11 protein-coding genes are annotated in these 16,943 nt (G+C 54.1%); 6 read left to right on the forward strand and 5 right to left on the reverse strand.

The window, feature by feature from the left end; translation table 11 throughout:
• Positions 1-90: 90 nt before the first annotated feature.
• The gene (locus P2W70_RS20875) at positions 91-2,373 is read left to right on the forward strand and encodes an excinuclease ABC subunit UvrA (protein WP_276483462.1); all 2,283 of its coding nucleotides are present in this window, start codon (positions 91-93) and stop codon (positions 2,371-2,373) included.
• On the opposite strand, the gene P2W70_RS20880 is transcribed toward P2W70_RS20875, so the two are convergent.
• Both P2W70_RS20880 and P2W70_RS20885 read right to left on the reverse strand, forming a co-directional pair.
• Entirely contained in the window at positions 2,319-3,494 is a 1,176-nt protein-coding gene (locus P2W70_RS20880) for a hypothetical protein (RefSeq protein WP_276483463.1), read from the reverse strand. The genes P2W70_RS20875 and P2W70_RS20880 overlap by 55 nt on opposite strands.
• A gap of 2 nt (positions 3,495-3,496) precedes the next feature.
• Positions 3,497-4,894, reverse strand: a complete 1,398-nt coding sequence (locus P2W70_RS20885; RefSeq protein WP_276483464.1) for a hypothetical protein — start codon at positions 4,892-4,894, stop codon at positions 3,497-3,499.
• Positions 4,895-5,108: 214 nt separating this feature from the next.
• Between P2W70_RS20885 and P2W70_RS20890 the strand changes: the two genes are divergently transcribed.
• The 5 genes from P2W70_RS20890 (at position 5,109) to P2W70_RS20910 (ending at position 12,767) form a co-directional block, all read left to right on the forward strand.
• Positions 5,109-5,441, forward strand: coding sequence for a hypothetical protein (locus P2W70_RS20890; protein ID WP_276483465.1), 333 nt, complete (start codon positions 5,109-5,111; stop codon positions 5,439-5,441).
• Positions 5,442-5,597: 156 nt separating this feature from the next.
• Positions 5,598-7,733: a TonB-dependent siderophore receptor gene (locus P2W70_RS20895; RefSeq protein WP_276483466.1), complete on the forward strand. Its 2,136-nt coding sequence runs from the start codon at positions 5,598-5,600 to the stop codon at positions 7,731-7,733.
• A gap of 6 nt (positions 7,734-7,739) precedes the next feature.
• Positions 7,740-9,146: a DUF3526 domain-containing protein gene (locus tag P2W70_RS20900; protein WP_276483467.1), complete on the forward strand. Its 1,407-nt coding sequence runs from the start codon at positions 7,740-7,742 to the stop codon at positions 9,144-9,146.
• A 1-nt stretch (position 9,147) separates the two neighbouring features.
• Complete coding sequence (locus tag P2W70_RS20905) at positions 9,148-10,560, forward strand: DUF3526 domain-containing protein (protein WP_276483468.1); 1,413 nt, start codon at positions 9,148-9,150, stop codon at positions 10,558-10,560.
• The gene (locus tag P2W70_RS20910; RefSeq protein ID WP_276483469.1) at positions 10,557-12,767 is read left to right on the forward strand and encodes an outer membrane beta-barrel protein; all 2,211 of its coding nucleotides are present in this window, start codon (positions 10,557-10,559) and stop codon (positions 12,765-12,767) included. The genes P2W70_RS20905 and P2W70_RS20910 overlap by 4 nt, the downstream gene beginning before the upstream one ends.
• A 99-nt stretch (positions 12,768-12,866) precedes the next feature.
• On the opposite strand, the gene P2W70_RS20915 is transcribed toward P2W70_RS20910, so the two are convergent.
• From P2W70_RS20915 to P2W70_RS20925, 3 genes are read right to left on the reverse strand one after another with little or no spacing between them, the layout of a single operon-like run.
• Positions 12,867-14,465: an efflux MFS transporter permease gene (locus P2W70_RS20915; RefSeq protein ID WP_276483470.1), complete on the reverse strand. Its 1,599-nt coding sequence runs from the start codon at positions 14,463-14,465 to the stop codon at positions 12,867-12,869.
• A 3-nt stretch (positions 14,466-14,468) separates the two neighbouring features.
• Complete coding sequence (locus P2W70_RS20920; protein ID WP_276483471.1) at positions 14,469-15,509, reverse strand: HlyD family secretion protein; 1,041 nt, start codon at positions 15,507-15,509, stop codon at positions 14,469-14,471.
• A gap of 11 nt (positions 15,510-15,520) precedes the next feature.
• Positions 15,521-16,867 (reverse strand): TolC family protein, encoded by a 1,347-nt coding sequence (locus P2W70_RS20925; RefSeq protein ID WP_276483472.1) that lies wholly within the window; start codon positions 16,865-16,867, stop codon positions 15,521-15,523.
• Positions 16,868-16,943: the final 76 nt, after the last annotated feature.

The raw sequence follows: 16,943 nt of genomic DNA on the forward strand, positions 1-16,943 counted from the left end.
ATACGCAATACTTCCACTTACACAAGTCGCAATCACCCCCTGCCGCAAATCATAATTTTCCCGACCTTGCCCCCTCATTAAATCCTTGCCATGAAACAGGAATTTATCGAGATCCGCGGAGCCCGTGAAAACAACCTGAAAGACGTCAGCCTCCGCATTCCCAAACGCGCCATCACCATCTTCACCGGTGTATCAGGGTCCGGCAAATCCTCCATCGTATTCGATACCATCGCTACCGAAGCACAACGGCAGCTCTACGAAAACTTCAGCATGTTCGTCCGCAATTTCCTGCCGCGTTACGCCCCGCCGCATGCCGACGTCATCGAAAACCTCAGCATGCCCATCGTCGTCGACCAGAAACGCCTCGGCGGCGGCTCCACCTCTACCATGGGCACCATCACCGATATCGCGCCGGTACTGCGGTTGTTGTACTCCCGGGCCGGACAACCTTTCGTCGGCTATTCCAATGCCTTTTCCTTCAACGATCCCCAGGGCATGTGCCCCGAATGCAGTGGCCTCGGCAAAAAAATGGGACTGATGGCCGATACCTTCTTCGACCTCGACAAATCCCTCAACGAAGGCGCCATCCAGGTGCCCGGCTTCGTAGCCTGGGAAGCGGAAATGTACAAAAGCTCCGGCTTCTTCGACAACGACAAAAAATTGCGCGACTACACCCAGGAAGAAATGGACAAACTACTCCACGCGCAACCAGAAAAGATCAAAATGGCCTTCGGAGGCGGTATCATCAACGTAACCTACCAGGGCATCATCGAAAAGTTTACCAAAGCCTATATCAAACGCGACCTCAAAACCCTGTCTGAACGTACGCAGAAAAAAGTAGCGCCCTATATCGGACTCACCCCCTGCCCGCTCTGTCACGGCGCCCGTCTCAGTCAGGCCGCCCTCGCCTGCAGGATCAACGGCAAAAACATCGCCGACTGCAGCTCGATGGAAGTAGCCGACCTCATCGCTTTCCTCGATACCGTCGATGATCCCGTTGCCGGCCCCATGCTCAAAACACTCAAAGAGCGATTACAGCACCTCGTCGACATCGGGCTCGACTACCTCAGTCTCGACCGCGAAACCAGCACCCTCTCCGGCGGAGAATCCCAACGCATCAAAATGGTCAAGCACCTCAGCAGCAGCCTCGTCGATGTTATGTACATCTTCGACGAGCCCAGCGTAGGCCTTCACCCGCGCGATGTACACCGGCTCAATGAACTTCTCAAAAAACTGCGCGACAAAGGCAACACCGTCATCGTTGTAGAACACGATCCCGACGTGATCAAAGAAGCGGACCATATCGTCGACGTAGGACCGCATGCCGGCGCCCGCGGCGGACAGATCATGTTTGAAGGCAGCTTCGCCGGACTGCTGCAATCCGGCACCCTCACCGGCCGGCACATGCAACAGCAAGGAACCGTCAAGGCCTCCTTCCGCAAAGCCACCGGCGCATTGCCCGTAAAAAACGCCAAAGCCAACAACCTGCGCAACGTCAGTGTCGGCATTCCCACCGGCGTGCTCACCGTGGTTACCGGCGTGGCAGGCTCCGGCAAAAGCTCCCTCATACACCATGTGTTCCTTAAGCAGCACCCCGACGCCATCGTCATCGACCAATCGGCCGTAGGCACCTCCACCCGCTCTAACCCCGCCACCTACACCGGCATTATGGACGACCTGCGCAAAGCCTTTGCCACCGCCAACAACGTCAGCGCTTCCCTTTTCAGCTTCAACTCCAAAGGAGCCTGCGAAAACTGCCAGGGTGCTGGCGTCACCTACACCGACCTAGCCTTCCTCGACGCCATCAAGATCCCCTGCGAAATATGCCAGGGAAAGAGATTCAAAGAGGAAGTACTAGCCTATAAACTCAACGGCCTGTCGATCGCCGACGTGCTCGACCTCTCCGTACAACAGGCACTCGACACCCTGCCACAAAAGGAAATACAGAAAAAACTGCAGGCCATGGCTGATGTAGGACTCAATTACCTCACCCTAGGACAGCCACTCAGCACCCTCTCCGGCGGAGAATGCCAGCGCATCAAACTCGCCAGTGAATTGCATAAAAAAGGAAGTGTATACGTGCTGGATGAGCCTACGACAGGACTGCACATGTCCGACATCGATCACCTGCTCACCATCATCAACCGGCTTGTTGATGCAGGCAATACCATGATCATCATCGAACACAATACCAGCATCATCAAAAATGCCGACTGGATCATCGACATGGGCCCCGAAGGTGGCCACAAAGGAGGGAAAGTACTATTTGAAGGCACACCGGCCGATCTGCTCCACAACAAGGAGTCGCTCACCGCCCCCTATCTGTCAGACACGACAAACCAGGGAATCGCCAGCTTACCAGGCCTGAAATAAATGTGCACGGTATCGCCTTCTTCTACCCGCTGATACAGATCCCGGCCTACGGATGATTCTTCATCGGTATTCTGCGGTCCCCAGGCAGATAAATGGAGGTAATACGACGTGCTTCTCTTGCTGGAACTCTTGCGCTTGGCCAACACTTCCGCAGTAAAATGCTGCGGACTGGCGGGATCATAATAACAGTTGATATGTACCACAACGCCATAGCTGTAACCCAACAGGAACAAGCCTACCACCACGGCCGACCAGTAATCGGATGCCCGCTTGAAAAAGAACGCTCCCTGCTTAAACAATAACAACACCAGAAAAACCGCCGCCACGATACCAGCCGGCTTCCACAAATGGCTATGATCAAAAATATCGTAGTCCAATAGAGCACGCAAAACCAGCGCAACAGCAGGCAATATGAAAGTGAGTCCCAGGGAAGGATAACCGCTGCTCTTCCTGTCGTCGATCCAGATAAAACCGCGGTATAGCCTCAATACCGCCAGGCCAACGACCGGCAAGGCGATTGCGAGCACAACACTCAAGGAGTAAGGCGCAGGGAAAAACATCACCCACAAAGCGACCGCCGCCGATACCAGGTTTAATGTTGTACAGACCTTACGAGCCTTCAACAGTTTCGCTGCCCGCTCTTCCTTCGTCACCCCCAATCGTTCATCCTCCAGCATCACCTGCTCTTGTTCCTGCACCGCCACCGCATCGAGGTCCGCATACCGTTCCGACAGCCACGACTGGATCTCGTGGTAGCCGCCAAGGTATTCGCTTACCCTTAGTTGCTTTTTACCAGGCACGGACGGCTCCACGGCAATGTATTTATCTTTTACACGGTACCCCTTGATCTCCTCCAACCTTAACTCCCGCGTGGAGAAGATGCCGACGGACGTCAACCGGTCTGCCTGGATAATAAACCTTCGCTTGTAGGCGTCCCACATACCACCCACCATCACTGCGATCATCACCAGCGATAGCGGCACCAAGAACCAGCCCAGTTTAGCCTGGGCACCACTGTCCTGAAAGGGTATCACCAATAACCAGCCAAATAAAGCGATCATCACCGTTGCGGCAACATACATAAAAATGGTCCAGCCTTTAGACAGTTTGTATTCTTTCATCGTTACACCAACTTGATCTTGTATTTTTTAAATAGTTTTCTATAGGCCCCCGACCAGTTGCCGGTATCCCACTGGGGTTGTTCCCGCTGTATTATGCCCATTGCTTGCTGCCGTTCCGCCTTGTTGCCGAGCAACAATACGGTCTCCGCTAAATGAAAAAGCTGATAAGGATAAGTACCCTCTTCCATTTTCTCCAGGGCGGCACTGGTGATACCAGGCAACTTGAAAGTACGGGCAATCTCCAATGCAGGAATAAGAGCATCCTCCTCTTCACCAAGGATGAGCTGCCTGCAAACCGCCGGGGTAGTATCCGGTAAATGCCGGTAAATATGACCGAGCATCCTGGGTAGTATCTCCTCACTTGTCCCGTAGTCTGAGTCGTACTCCATGAAATGCAATTCCCGCCCGCTGGAAAGCACCTCCGCAAAGGCCCGGGCGGCCCTGTCAGGAATAGCTTTGATCAATTGGTTGGTGGCCACATGATCGATCAATGCGTGCTTACGCCATATAGACAGGTGAATATCCTGGTAGAAAGGACAGTCATGAAGGGTAATAGCCTCTCCCAGGAATCCGGCTTCCTCGATAGACAATGTGGGCAATGCTTGGGCAAGCTCGGCTGCAGCTGCCTTCGATTGAAAGGCAGCGATGGCGCTGAAATAGTCCGTGGTCAGCTCTTTACCACGGTACAACAGCAGAAAGTCCCAGAAAGCAGGATCCGGAAACCGCACGATGGCCGCAAAGGCTTCCTTACCCAATCCTTTGATCGCGTCAATATCTTCTTTGTTGCGGTATACGCCAAGCGCCCAAATAGCTTCAGGAACCTTCCGCTCCAGCGCCCAATAACGCACACGCGTATAGTACCTGGGGTCCCCGGCCTGGTTCTCCAACGCCCTCGACAGCAACAGATCATCCCGATCACTATACAAAACAGTACTGTCGAATACAGCAAGCTGTTGATGGAAATACAAACTATCCGACAATTTTATCCTCCGGCGAAATTGATGGTAGCCGACTCTGTTGTAAAGCTCTGTAGCCAGCTCGAAATCAGCCACAATGCATCCATGCATGCCGCGAACCTTTTCGCCCGATTGAAGAAAACGGCTGAAAATAGGGGCCATGCCAGCATACTTCCGGTCAGCCAGGGCCCAGCTCGCATAGCCTTTCACCACCCCATTGGAGTGATCAAGCAGCGATACAAGCTCTTGCAGACTGGCGATGCTGCGCAGTTTTTCAAAACACTGGTACTGACCGGAGGAAATACCAGCCACGCCTACGGCATCTCCATGTAACTCATTAAAGGCGGCAATCTTTTTCACCAGTTCAGTGACAGACGCCCGTTTTACCTGGCCTGAACCAGGAATGGCAACAAGCACCAAACAAAAGATCAACAAGTATTTCATCAATCGGGGGTTATAGTATCAATCAGCCCATCTTACCGGGCCCCGTAAAGCACCTCAGCGTCACCGTAGCCATTCGGGCTGATGAAGATAATAAAAGGGAATTGTTTCTCCCTGCCCTGGTTAACGACCAATATTGGCCGCAGGCACCAGGGATCTTAATAATATAATTTGCAACACTATTGCATTAGTTCCCAATTCCCCTATCTTTGCCACCATGTATCGTAGGCGGTATATACAAACCAGGCAACTGATCGCGTTACTGCTGCTCGCAGTCATGATGATCGTGCACGTCACCAAAAGCCTGCATACCCACGCCCCGGCCGGCCACGCCAGCAACTGCCACCAGGAGCAGGTCATCGCCCAGGCGGCCAGCCATCACCACTGTTCCATCTGCGAATTTCAGTTGTCCAAGGATACCACCTTTACCGGCGACATCACCTTCCGCATCGCCCCGGTACACGCAGCACCCACCTTTACCGCGCTGCTCACCGCCATCAACCCACACCGCTTAGTCACCACCGAAGGAAGAGGTCCGCCCCAGGCGTAAACCGACCTGTTTTTCACCTGCACCTACACGCAGCAGGTAAATTATGGCTATGCCGTCACGGCATCGGTCAACCATTCACGCATTGTAAACCATGACGCCCTCCCCACCGGGACCGGCCAACCATTCCATTTACCCAACACCAAAAATCAGCAAGCAGTGAAATTGTATTGCACCCTACTGGGCGCCTGCCTCGCTATGGCAGGAACCGCCCAGCAAAAGCTCGACAACAAAGATTCTGTACGGACCCTGAAAGCAGTGGTCGTGTCATCCACCAAACTACCGTCCAACACCAGTTCCCTCACCCGCACCAACACACCGCTGCGCGATATTCCGCAACAGGTGCAGGTAATCGACCGCAGCGTACTGAACGACCAGCAGCTATTGCAGCTCAACGATGCCTTCCGTTTCGCTGCCGGCATCACGGCCACCGACTTTTACGGGGGCTTTAGCTCCCGCGGCTACACCACCGGCATCGGCAGCATCACCACCAATGGCATCAAAGGCTCCCCCTATCCTGAAGGACAACTGCCCCTGCTCGGCAACATTGAAAGCGTGGAAGTGTTGCACGGTCCTACCGCTATCATGAATGGTCCCGGCGCCATGGGTGGCAACGTCAACATGGTCACCAAACAACCGAAGAAATTCACCACCCTCAATGGGTCCATATCCGCTGGTAGCTTCGACCTCTACCGTGCCCAGGCCGATATCACCGGTAGCCTCAACAAAAAGAAGAACCTCTACTTCCTCGCCGGCGCCGGCTACCAAAACGGCGGCAGCTTTACCCAGGCCTTCGACCGCCGCAGCCTGCAGTTGTATGGCGCCCTGAAATGGGAGATCGGCACCCGCACCACCTGGCAGGTCAATGCGAATTACGTCAATGACGACGCCAGCAACAACTACCAGCCACGCGTACCCATCTACAACAGCCGCAGCAAAGACAGCATCTTCCTCGTACCCTACGATTTCAACCCGGGTACCGATAGCCGCTACAAAGGCAACAACCTGCAACTGCAGTCCATCATCGAGCACAGCTTCTCCGATCGCTGGAAGCTCAGTCTGCTCACCGCCTACAACGAAGCACGTGCCCAAAGAGCTCAGTACTTCGCGGCCGGGTTCGTGCGCGCCACCGACAATACCGTCATGCGTTCCTACTCCTGGCAAAACATCTACTCCCCGCAAACCACCGTCAACGGGTACCTCACCGGACAGCTGCGCAACGGAAAACTTCAACACCAGTTCATCACCGGTGCCGATGCTGCGCTGTCGGTCAACAATTACCCACGGGGCATTCTCCAATATGCCGCCACCCGCATCCCCGTCTTCACCCCCGTCAAAGACGAACCCTACGATACCACGGGCATGGCTCGCTATACCGATTCCAAATGGGAGAAGTTTAACTATAACGTGATCGGTCTGTATATACAGGACCAGGTAACCCTCCTGGCTAACCTCAAGTTCCTGGCCGGACTCCGTTACAACAACTACTTCCGCCGCTACAAAGCCGTCGACCACGACGACAACATCATGTACGACGAAAAGCCCGAACGCACCGAGAACTTTTCACCCCGGCTCGGACTCGTTTACCAACCCACGAAAACTATATCCGTCTACCTCGATTACAATGAAGGCTTTGAACCCCATTACGGCAACTTCAGCGAGAACGGCGGTCCCTTCGATCCCCTCACCTCTCGTCAATACGAGATTGGTGCCAAAGGCGAATTCTTCCAGGGACAGTTCCAGCCATTTATGTCGATCTACCAAAGCACGCGGAAGAATGTATTGCAGTCCGCCCCCCGCGATGGATTTCCGCAATGGCAGGAAGCTATTGGTGCAGTGAGAAGCCGTGGCGTGGAGATGGGTGCCAGAGGCGTATTGTTCAACAGCCTGCTGCTGATCGTCAACTACAATTACAACAAGACCAAGACCACCGAAAGCAAGAATCCCGCCGACATCGGACAGCTGTTTGCCAACAACCCGCAAAACTCCGCCAATGGATGGGCTCGCTACACCCTCACCAAAGGCACACTCAAAGGACTGTTTCTCGGAGGGGGCTTTCAATATGTCGATAGCCGTTATTTCAGCGCGAAGAAACCAGCCACGGTGTATGTATTGGAAATGCCAGCCTATACCACCATCGATGCCCTGATCGGCTATCGCTACAAACAATACAGCTTACAGGTCAACGGCAACAACCTGGCCGACAAACGCTACGCCCTCAGCGGTGTCAGCAATTCTTATACGCCCGGCATGCCCCGCAACTGGCTCGTTACCCTCAGTTACGCACTTAAATAAACCACCATGTGGCATATCATCGCCAAAAAAGAAATACGACAGGCCTGGCGGGATAAATTATTCCTGACCCTCGCCGCCATTACCTGGTTGCTCCTCCTCGTAGCGGCAATCGGTGGCTATGCACGCTACCAGCAGGCACAGCAGCAACAACGCATGGCCAGTGACCAACTACGCCAGGAATGGGAACACCAGGAAGCGAATCCGCATTCCGCGGCCCATTTCGGCACCTGGTTGTTCAAACCGCTCACCTTCCTCACGGTATACGACAACGGCCTCAACAACTACACCGGTATCTCTTACCGGGTGGAAGCACACAAGCAACACGAGGTCAACCACAGCAACATACAGGATACCGACAGCCAGTTACGGTTTGGCGAATTATCCATCGCCCTCGTTTGCCAGTTGCTCGTGCCGCTGCTCATCGTCCTCCTCGCTTATGGATCCATTACCCGTGAACGCGAACAAAACACCCTGCGCTTACTCCGCATCCAGGGCGGCAGTCATGCCGCCCTCCTGGCGGGCAAGATCGCCGGCAACTATGCCATGATCGTGTTGATCCTCTCTCCCGCCCTGCTGCTCCTGGCAGCAGGCGCCTGGATCTTTCAGCAACCAGACTTATTCACCCGCGCCGGGACATTCGTGGTAGCCTACCTGGGTTATTTTCTGCTCATCACGATCCTGACGGTGATTATATCCGCCTGGAGCAAAAGTTCTTCAGGATCACTGTTCATCAATCTGGGAGCCTGGGTATGGTGCGCCGTGTTGCTGCCGCGCATCGCTGCCAACTGGGCCGATCAGGCAGCGCCCCTGCCCTCCCGCCACGCGTTCAACCTGCAGCTACAGGAAGGCTATAGCAAAGGGCTCGGCAATGATGGAGCGGTGATGGATCGCCGCAAACGATTCGAACAACAGGTTTTGCAGCAATACAAAGTAGATTCGATCCAGCAGCTGCCCGTCAACTTCGATGGGCTCTCCATGCAGTACGGAGAAGACTACAGCGCTCTGGTATACCAACAGGTTGCGGCTACCACCGACAGCCTTATACGCTGCCAGCAACACTTGCTGGAGAACGCCGCCTGGGCCAACCCCTTCATCGCCCTGCAGCAATTGTCCATGGGCCTTACGGCCACCGACTATTTCCACCACCTGGGTTTTCACCAACAGGCACGCGTGTACCGCGATGCTTTTATCCGCACGCTCAACCTCGACCTGGCCAAGAACGGCGGCAACTATGGCTCGTACGACTACAAAGTCGGTCCTGCCTTCTTCCGCAACACCCAGGACTTCCGGTATCGGCTACCGTCCACCAGCAACGCCATTGCTACCCATGGTCGTGCCTGGCTGGCCTTGATAGCCTGGCTCGGCATCGCCTGCTTACTGATTCCCTTCACCGCTCAAAAACTGGCTTACTGATATGAACCTATTCGCCGCCCTATTTCGATTGGAATGGTTCCGGCTAGTCCGCAGCCGCCTGCTGTTGATCAGTCTGATTGCCTTCACCGCCATCGCAGCGGGGGCCATCCACACCGGCCGCGTAGCCATGCAGGTGCGCGGGCAACAGCTCGACAGTATCCGTAACGCCTACCAGCGCGACTTCCAGGCACAGTGGCAACTCATCAACGATACCACCCCGGCGGGCAAAGCCAAAGCAGGCTCCGCCGGCATTGCCGCCGTTGTCAATTTCCGACTGCCACAAAACGCCCTCTGGCAACCGCGCTCCCTGCAAACACTGTCGGGCGGCATCAGCGACGTGCAGCCCTTTTATTACGCCGTACAAACGACCACCAACTACACCGAGCCGCCCAATATCCCCGTGAGCAACCCGGTGCGGCTGTTCGCCGGCAACTTCGATCTGGCCTTTGTCTGGCTCTACCTGTTGCCCTTGCTGATCATTGCGTATGGTTATCCGCTATACGCCGAAGAGCAGGAACGGGGCACCGCCGCCTTGCTGAGCATCCAGGGCCGCAGCCTGCGTCGCATCATAGCGGTCAAACTACTCTTCCGCATCACCCTTATCAGCGTACTCGTCGCCGGGATCAACGTTGCGGGCTTTATCGCGTCACCTGGCCAGCTTACCACGGCAGAAGTGGTGGCCTGGCTGTCGGTCACCCAGGGATATATCCTGCTTTGGGCGGCCATCGTCTGGCTCATTGTATCGCTCCGCACGGGCAGCACGCTGGCCGCCCTGCTGCTCACCGCTACCTGGCTGGTCACTACCATCGTAGCGCCGGCCGTCAGCAATATCTATGTGGCAGCCCGTTATCCGGTACCGCTCCGCAGTGAACTGGCGTCTCTCCAACGGCACGAGTCGGAGCAGATCTGGTCCATGCCGCCCCGCGTGCTGGTCGACAGTTTCAATGCTGCACATCCGCAATACGCTGGCAGCAGTAATCCAGCCAAAGACACTGTGGGTATCAGCACCCGTTTTGTAGCCGGCTATTATTATTTATTGGAGAAAAGGGTGCAGCGGGCCGCTATCACCCAGGAGCGGGAATTGACACAACGCAACCAGTACTTCGCGCAAATGGCTGCCATCAATCCTGTACTCCACACTCAGCAACAGTACAACCAGCTGGCAGGTTCCGGGTTCGACGATTACCAGCACTACCGTCGGCAGGTAGCCGCCTTTCAGCAGCAATGGAAAGGCTTCCTCTACCCCTTCCAGTTGGCCGACCAACGGCTCGGCACCGCGGAGTTCCAAAGCTTCCCGGTATTCAACGAGGCCAGGGCCATCGGCAACACCGGCATCACCTATGGACTGTATATACTGATCGCGGTAACAATGGCAGCAGGCTATGTCTTGTTCAATCGAAAAAAAGCTATATGAACCTGTTCCATGAACCAATCCTTTCCTTCCTGCTGGCAACAGCAGTACCGGCTTTCGGGTGGGCGCAGCCAGCGCTCCCCGATACGGCCGGTAAGCAGCCATCGGCATTCCTGAAGGATACCCTGGTATTTCCGCGTACGGATTCGATGCGCTCCGTGACGGTTACGGCCATCAAAAACAACCTGCAGGTAGAAAATGGCCGTATCACCATGAACCTGGCCAACAGCGCGCTGACCGCAGGCGCCTCGGCCTTCGAGCTATTGAAAAGAATGCCCGGCGTGGGCGTCACGCAGGATGACAACATCAGCCTTCGCGGCAGTGAAGGCGTACAGGTACTGATAGATGGGAAAATGAATTACCTCACCGGCAAGCAACTCGCCGATCTGCTCAAAGGCATGAGTGGCGACAATATTGTACGCATCGAACTCCTCACTACCCCCACCGCCAACTACGACGCAGCCGGCAATGCAGGCATCATCAACATCGTCACCCGTAAACGCACCACCCGTGGCTACGCCGTCGACCTGCGTACCACGGTCACCCGCGGCAGCACCTGGATGCACAACGAAAACATCAGTGCATCGGTGAATACGGGTACATGGAGTCTCTATGGTTCTTTCGACTACAATACCCCCAACCGGCAGGTGAACAGCACCAGCGGCAATACGATACCCGAAAACGGCACCTCCCTGCGACTACATCGCCAGAACACCAGCCGGTACCTGATCAAGTTTTATACAGGGCGCGCCGGCATCGATTACCAACTCAATAAGCACCACCAACTCAGTGCGCATTACCACGGTTACTTCGACGACTTCACCGCGCCGAAAGACGCCCTGGTTTATCGCTATGGACCGGATCAGCAGGTACATTCCACTGTACGCACCACCACCAACATCGTCGAACCCTATCACTACGACGCCGCCAACCTGGCCTGGACCTGGTGGCTCGATACCACCGGCAAAAAGCTCACGACGGAGGCGCATTATATCAGTTACCGCAATCTCTCGGACGCGCTCATGACCAGCACGCTCACCAGTGGTATCGACGGTGCACTACTGGAGAAAAATGCACTTCGGACTCACCAGCCCGGGTACATCACCATTCGGTCAGCGAAAGCAGACCTTGAATGGCCTACCCCGACCATCTTATGGAAAGCCGGACTAAAATATGCCGGGGTAACCAACGACAACCACTACCGCTTCGATTCGCTGATCAATGATCGATATGAGGAAGCCAGCAGCATGTCTAACCACTTCCTGTATGAGGAACGGGTTGCAGCCGCCTACGTATCAGCCTTCAAAAAGATACAGCGCACCAGCTTCGTCGCCGGCTTGCGCATCGAACACACCGACGCCAAAGGCCAAACGTTGAAAGACGGCAATTTCAATCGCTGGCAGTACACCAGCCTCTTCCCCAGCTTGTCCATTGACCAGGAATTACACGACCACAAACTCAGTCTGTCATTGAGCCGCCGCATCAACCGGCCAGCTTATGCAGACCTCAATCCCGTCCGCTGGTACACGGATCAATATTTCTATTATGCGGGCAACCCTTCACTGGTACCGGAAATGGCCTGGCTATTGTCGGCCGCCTGGACGGTTCACCGCAAATACATCCTCACCGCCAGCTATGCCCTGCGGGAAAACTATTTGACGAAAAGGCTGACGATGGACAGCAGTGCGAACGCGGTGAAAAGTCAGACGGCCAACTTTCGTAACCTACAGCGATTCGATCTCCTGGTGTCCGCCCCGTTCAGTGCAGGGCCCTGGAGCCTGCAGTTGAACGCGGGGATCAACCATAGCCGTTATCCGCTGTCACAGTTATCCGGCGAAACAACCCTCGCACGCTGGTCGGCCAACGTACAGCTACAGCAACAACTCCGGCTGCCGGCAGGTTTCCGGGCCGAACTCGCAGCTTATTATTATTCCAGTGAACTATGGGGGATTTACTTAAAGAGACCGCTGTACTATGTAGATGCCGGTTTACGCAAAAATTTCGGGCAGGATAAACTGACTGCACAGATCAGCCTTACCGATATCTTCCGTACCTATCGGCTACGTGGCACTTCCTTATCGAATACAACAGACTACTGGTACAATGATCGCCCGGAGGCACACCGCATCAGCCTGAGTCTGCAATACAGGATCGGCGGAAAATTGACGACCCGCAAAGCAACCCAGCTGGAAGAACAGGAACGGTTATGACCCGTACGACAACTCCCACCCCGGCAAAGCACGGACCACCATTTTATAGAACAACCCAACTTATCCCTGGGTTGCCATAAATAGCATCCGTTATGGATCTCAGGCAGCGACCGCCATAGGTGGCTGCTCCCTGCTGGCTTTCACCTTATTGATCACCGCAAATACCACCAGGCTGATCAATGCCGCAGCCGACAGCCACGCTCCGATCAGGAAGATGGCCCTGATCGTTAGCAATTGACTTTGGATACCGGTCGCCTTCGCGATCAACGCGATACCAACCCCTGTAGCTTCCGCAGGGGCAAAACCCTTCGCGGTCAGCAAGCCCGCATACACCTCCTGCTGTTGCGCCAGCAACGCCGTTCCCGGCGTCAACTTGCCGAGAAAGCCTTCTTTGAAGTGCTGGTTATAATACAACTGCAACGTATAAAAGCCCGCGATGGAATTGAGCACAGCGATGAACCGGGCGTATGTGCACACCACGATACCGGTAGTATTGCTGGCTGGCGGGATAGAGGCCAGGCAAAGGATGGTGATGGGAACAAACAACAAGCCACAGGCAAACCCCTGTAAGAATATGGGTAGGCACAATTGAGCAAATGACAGATCGGGCGTCAAATAGAGATATACCCAATAATGATAACCTAACAATACAGCAAAGCCAACCAACAGCAGTTTGGGCAGGTGTAGCTTATTGGCGGCTACGGCCCTGACCACGATAAAGGTGGACAGGATCACGCCAGCCACATTAAAAAAGCCGGCATCCACCACATCGGCAGCGCTCCAGTTGAGGACTGCTATAGCATAGCCGTATAACAGGTTGATGGTATCACGAATGCCATAAAACAATAACATAAGCGCCAGGCCGTACAAGAACTTTCCAGACCGGAATACCTGCAAATCGATCAATGGCCTTTTCAATATGGCCTGGCGGTAGAGAAAACCAGCGATCATCACCAGGCCAAGAAGCGCCATATACGTGATCGTCGCGCTGGAAAACCAATACTGCCGCGGACCATAGATCATCACGTAAGCAAATGCAGTAGCACCAAACACAAACAACAAAAAACCAAACCAGTCCAATTGGTACAGGGGATAGGGCTTCCTGGCGGGGCTGGATTTAAACACCAATAGACAGAGCACCAGCGCCATCACCTGCAACCCGATGAGCCCGTAATACAAAGCTGTCCAATCGCTGGTGATAATTACCCGCGAACCGGCAATACCAATAATGATCCCGGCCGTAAGGATCAATGAAAAGAAAAGCGACACCCCTACCAGGATGCTCCTGGCGGCCGGCAGTGTGGAGAATACCACCACAAGAATACAACCCGCCACCAACCCAGTACAAATGCCCACGAAAAAACGCAGCAGGGCAAACACCAACAGATCCTGCACATACAGGCAACAAATATTCAGCACAATGCCAGCCAGGAAAACCGAGAGTAAATAAGTGCGCGTATTGAAAAAACGGATCAACCGGAACATGACCGGCAGGATAGCAATAATACCTACATACGCCGATTGAAAGGCAAATGAAATGTCTTCAGGTTGCGCACCATAAAAAGAAACGACATGGGCCTGAATGATGCCGAAAGAAGCAAACTGCGCGATCGCCGCAAAGAGTATCAACAGCAATACGCACCGCACGAAGCCCATATACCCACCAAGCCGGTCGTGGAAATAGATCGTTTGCATCATGCGTTATTGAGTAGTTTTTTGAATACTGACCTGCACATTCATGCCCGCCTTCAATACCTGGGTAGCACTGTCGGTAAACAGGATCTTCACCGGCACGCGTTGAATGATCTTGACGAAATTGCCGGAAGAGTTATCCGCAGGTAATAAAGAGAACTTCGACCCTGTCGAAGCGGCAATCGCATCGATCCTGCCCGCGAATTGCCGCCCGGAAACGGCATCGGCCGTAATCACTACCGGCTGCCCTACATACATGCCATGCACCTGGGTTTCCTTGAAGTTGGCAATCACCCAGGTGTCGTTACTATTCACCACCGACACCAATGGCTGACCAGCCTGTACCTGTTGCCCTTCCAGTATATTTTTCCTGCCTGTGTACCCACTGTAGGGCGATACAATGACGGTATAGCCCAGGTTTAACCGCGCCAGGCCGAGTAAAGCTTCCGCCCGCTTCCTGGCAGCAAACAAAGCAGCAAACCTCGATTGCAGTTCGCGCACTTTGCTGTCTCCGGTCTTCAGGCTGTTCTGTGCCGCACTGTAATCACTCTGGGATATATCATACCTGGTTTGCACCTGCTCGAAATCCGATAACGTAACGGCCTCTTCTTTCAACAGGTTCTGAAAACGCCGCACATCCTGCTCCTGCTGCCACAACCGCGCCTTCGCCGCATGGATCTGGTCTTTGTTGACCAGGGTGGCCGTTTGCGCAGCCTGTATGGCAGCCATCAGTATCTCCTGCTGGGCACGGGTATCTTCCAGCAATGCCTCGGCTTCCTTTACCTTCTGCACATACTCGCGGTCGTCCAGTATCACCAGCGTATCGCCCTGCTTTACTGGCTGGTGTTCGCTGAACAGTACCTTTTTGATAAAGCCACCCGCACGGGCCGACACAGGATTGATATAGGCATCTACCTGCGCATCGTTGGTTGTTTCATAATGACTGGCATGAACGAGATACCTGACCAGGTAGATCAGGGATACCACCACCACCGTTACGGCCAGTAGTTTGGTGAGTACATTGACAAAACTTCTTCTTGTGGGTTCCATATGCTGATGATTTACAATTTTCCGGAGATAAACAGTAAACGATAGTAAATAGCGGTCGCGGCAATATTTGCCTGCAGGTAATTGAACCGCGTTTCCTGGTACAGGTTGTCGGCCTCCAGCAGATCGGTTAGTAAAGAAAGCTGGTTCGCATATTTCGTGGTTTGAATATGCAGATTGGTCTCCGCCTGCTCGATAGACTTCCGTATTACCCGCAAACGGTGCGCAGCCTCGTGGTACTTGATGGTCAGCGCCTGCACTTCCTGCGACACATTGTCGGCTACCCATCGTTGCTGCTCACCAAGCGCCACCGTGCGCAGCCTGGCCGCCTTTACTTTATTACTATTCTGGTACAGCGAGGAGATATCATAGGTCAATTTCACGCCCACGGTACCAACGCCGATGGTTTGAGCAACCGGCGGAAACAAAAAAGTGTTGGGATAGTTGAATCCATAACCGCCAAACAAACTGACCGAAGGTCGATTGAATGACTGGGTGAGCCTGATGCGGTTCTCTTGCAACAGTTGCTGATGCTGCACTTTCCGAAGGGCATAGTTGCCGGAAGGGTCATTGAGCAGCGCAGATACCTCCACACTGTCCTGCAAAAACAACGCGGCTGTATCAACCGGTACGATTTGGGTGCCGGCATCAACATCGAACAAAGTATTAAGCCGCTGTTGGCTGATCTGGTAGTCGTTCCTATTAGCGATGGCATTTAATTCAATGTTCGCCACTTGCACTTCAGCCCGCAACAGATCACTTTTGGTCACTTTACCATTCTTATAGAAAGTGGTAATATTATTAAGCCTTGTTTGAGCCCGGTTCACCTGGTCATCGATCAGTCGTTCCTGGTAAATATATTTAACCATGTCCAGGTATTGCAGTACTACCTGCAAACCGATCGCTGCTTCCTGCTCTTTGGTTTGAATACCCGCCAGTTCACTCCTCAGCTTGCCATCGGTGACCGATGCTTTTTGCCGCCCGCCGCCATATACATTGAATGAAGATTCCAGCGCCAGCGCCCCGGCATTGGGACTGGGAGGTTTTGGAATAGCATGCGGATCGCCTATTGCTCCATCAAACAGCACCACTTTGGTGTATCGTTGGAAGGCCGCGTTGGTCTGCACCCTGGGCAGCATGCCCATCTTCGCGTCTTCCCAGTCCAGGCGGGTGGCATCTTCTTCCATCTTGAATACTTTCACCGACCTGTTAGCGGCTTTACCATACCGGATCGCCTCCTCCAGCGATAGTTTCAGCACCGTGCGATCGGTGGGCTGCGCCAGGGCACTGCCCGCCGACACACCTAACAGCGCCGCACAAATGTTCATTTTCAGGAATATACCTGATCTGCATGTTTTCATCTTTGTTGAGTTCAATTGGTTTACAATTGGCATGGCCAATTAGCTGCGTGATTTCGTAAACATCCTTTTCGTAAGG

Origin of the sequence: Paraflavitalea pollutisoli, from assembly GCF_029360705.1 — a bacterium.
Taxonomy (GTDB): domain Bacteria; phylum Bacteroidota; class Bacteroidia; order Chitinophagales; family Chitinophagaceae; genus Paraflavitalea; species Paraflavitalea pollutisoli.

Excerpts from the sequence above, each read along its gene's own strand:
- P2W70_RS20875 (WP_276483462.1), top strand. The coding sequence starts at position 91 with ATGAAACAGGAATTTATCGAGATCCGCGGAGCCCGTGAAAACAACCTG.
- P2W70_RS20880 (WP_276483463.1), bottom strand. The coding sequence starts at position 3,494 with ATGAAAGAATACAAACTGTCTAAAGGCTGGACCATTTTTATGTATGTT.
- P2W70_RS20885 (WP_276483464.1), bottom strand. The coding sequence starts at position 4,894 with ATGAAATACTTGTTGATCTTTTGTTTGGTGCTTGTTGCCATTCCTGGT.
- P2W70_RS20890 (WP_276483465.1), top strand. The coding sequence starts at position 5,109 with ATGTATCGTAGGCGGTATATACAAACCAGGCAACTGATCGCGTTACTG.
- P2W70_RS20900 (WP_276483467.1), top strand. The coding sequence starts at position 7,740 with ATGTGGCATATCATCGCCAAAAAAGAAATACGACAGGCCTGGCGGGAT.
- P2W70_RS20905 (WP_276483468.1), top strand. The coding sequence starts at position 9,148 with ATGAACCTATTCGCCGCCCTATTTCGATTGGAATGGTTCCGGCTAGTC.
- P2W70_RS20910 (WP_276483469.1), top strand. The coding sequence starts at position 10,557 with ATGAACCTGTTCCATGAACCAATCCTTTCCTTCCTGCTGGCAACAGCA.
- P2W70_RS20915 (WP_276483470.1), bottom strand. The coding sequence starts at position 14,465 with ATGATGCAAACGATCTATTTCCACGACCGGCTTGGTGGGTATATGGGC.
- P2W70_RS20920 (WP_276483471.1), bottom strand. The coding sequence starts at position 15,509 with ATGGAACCCACAAGAAGAAGTTTTGTCAATGTACTCACCAAACTACTG.
- P2W70_RS20925 (WP_276483472.1), bottom strand. The coding sequence starts at position 16,867 with ATGAAAACATGCAGATCAGGTATATTCCTGAAAATGAACATTTGTGCG.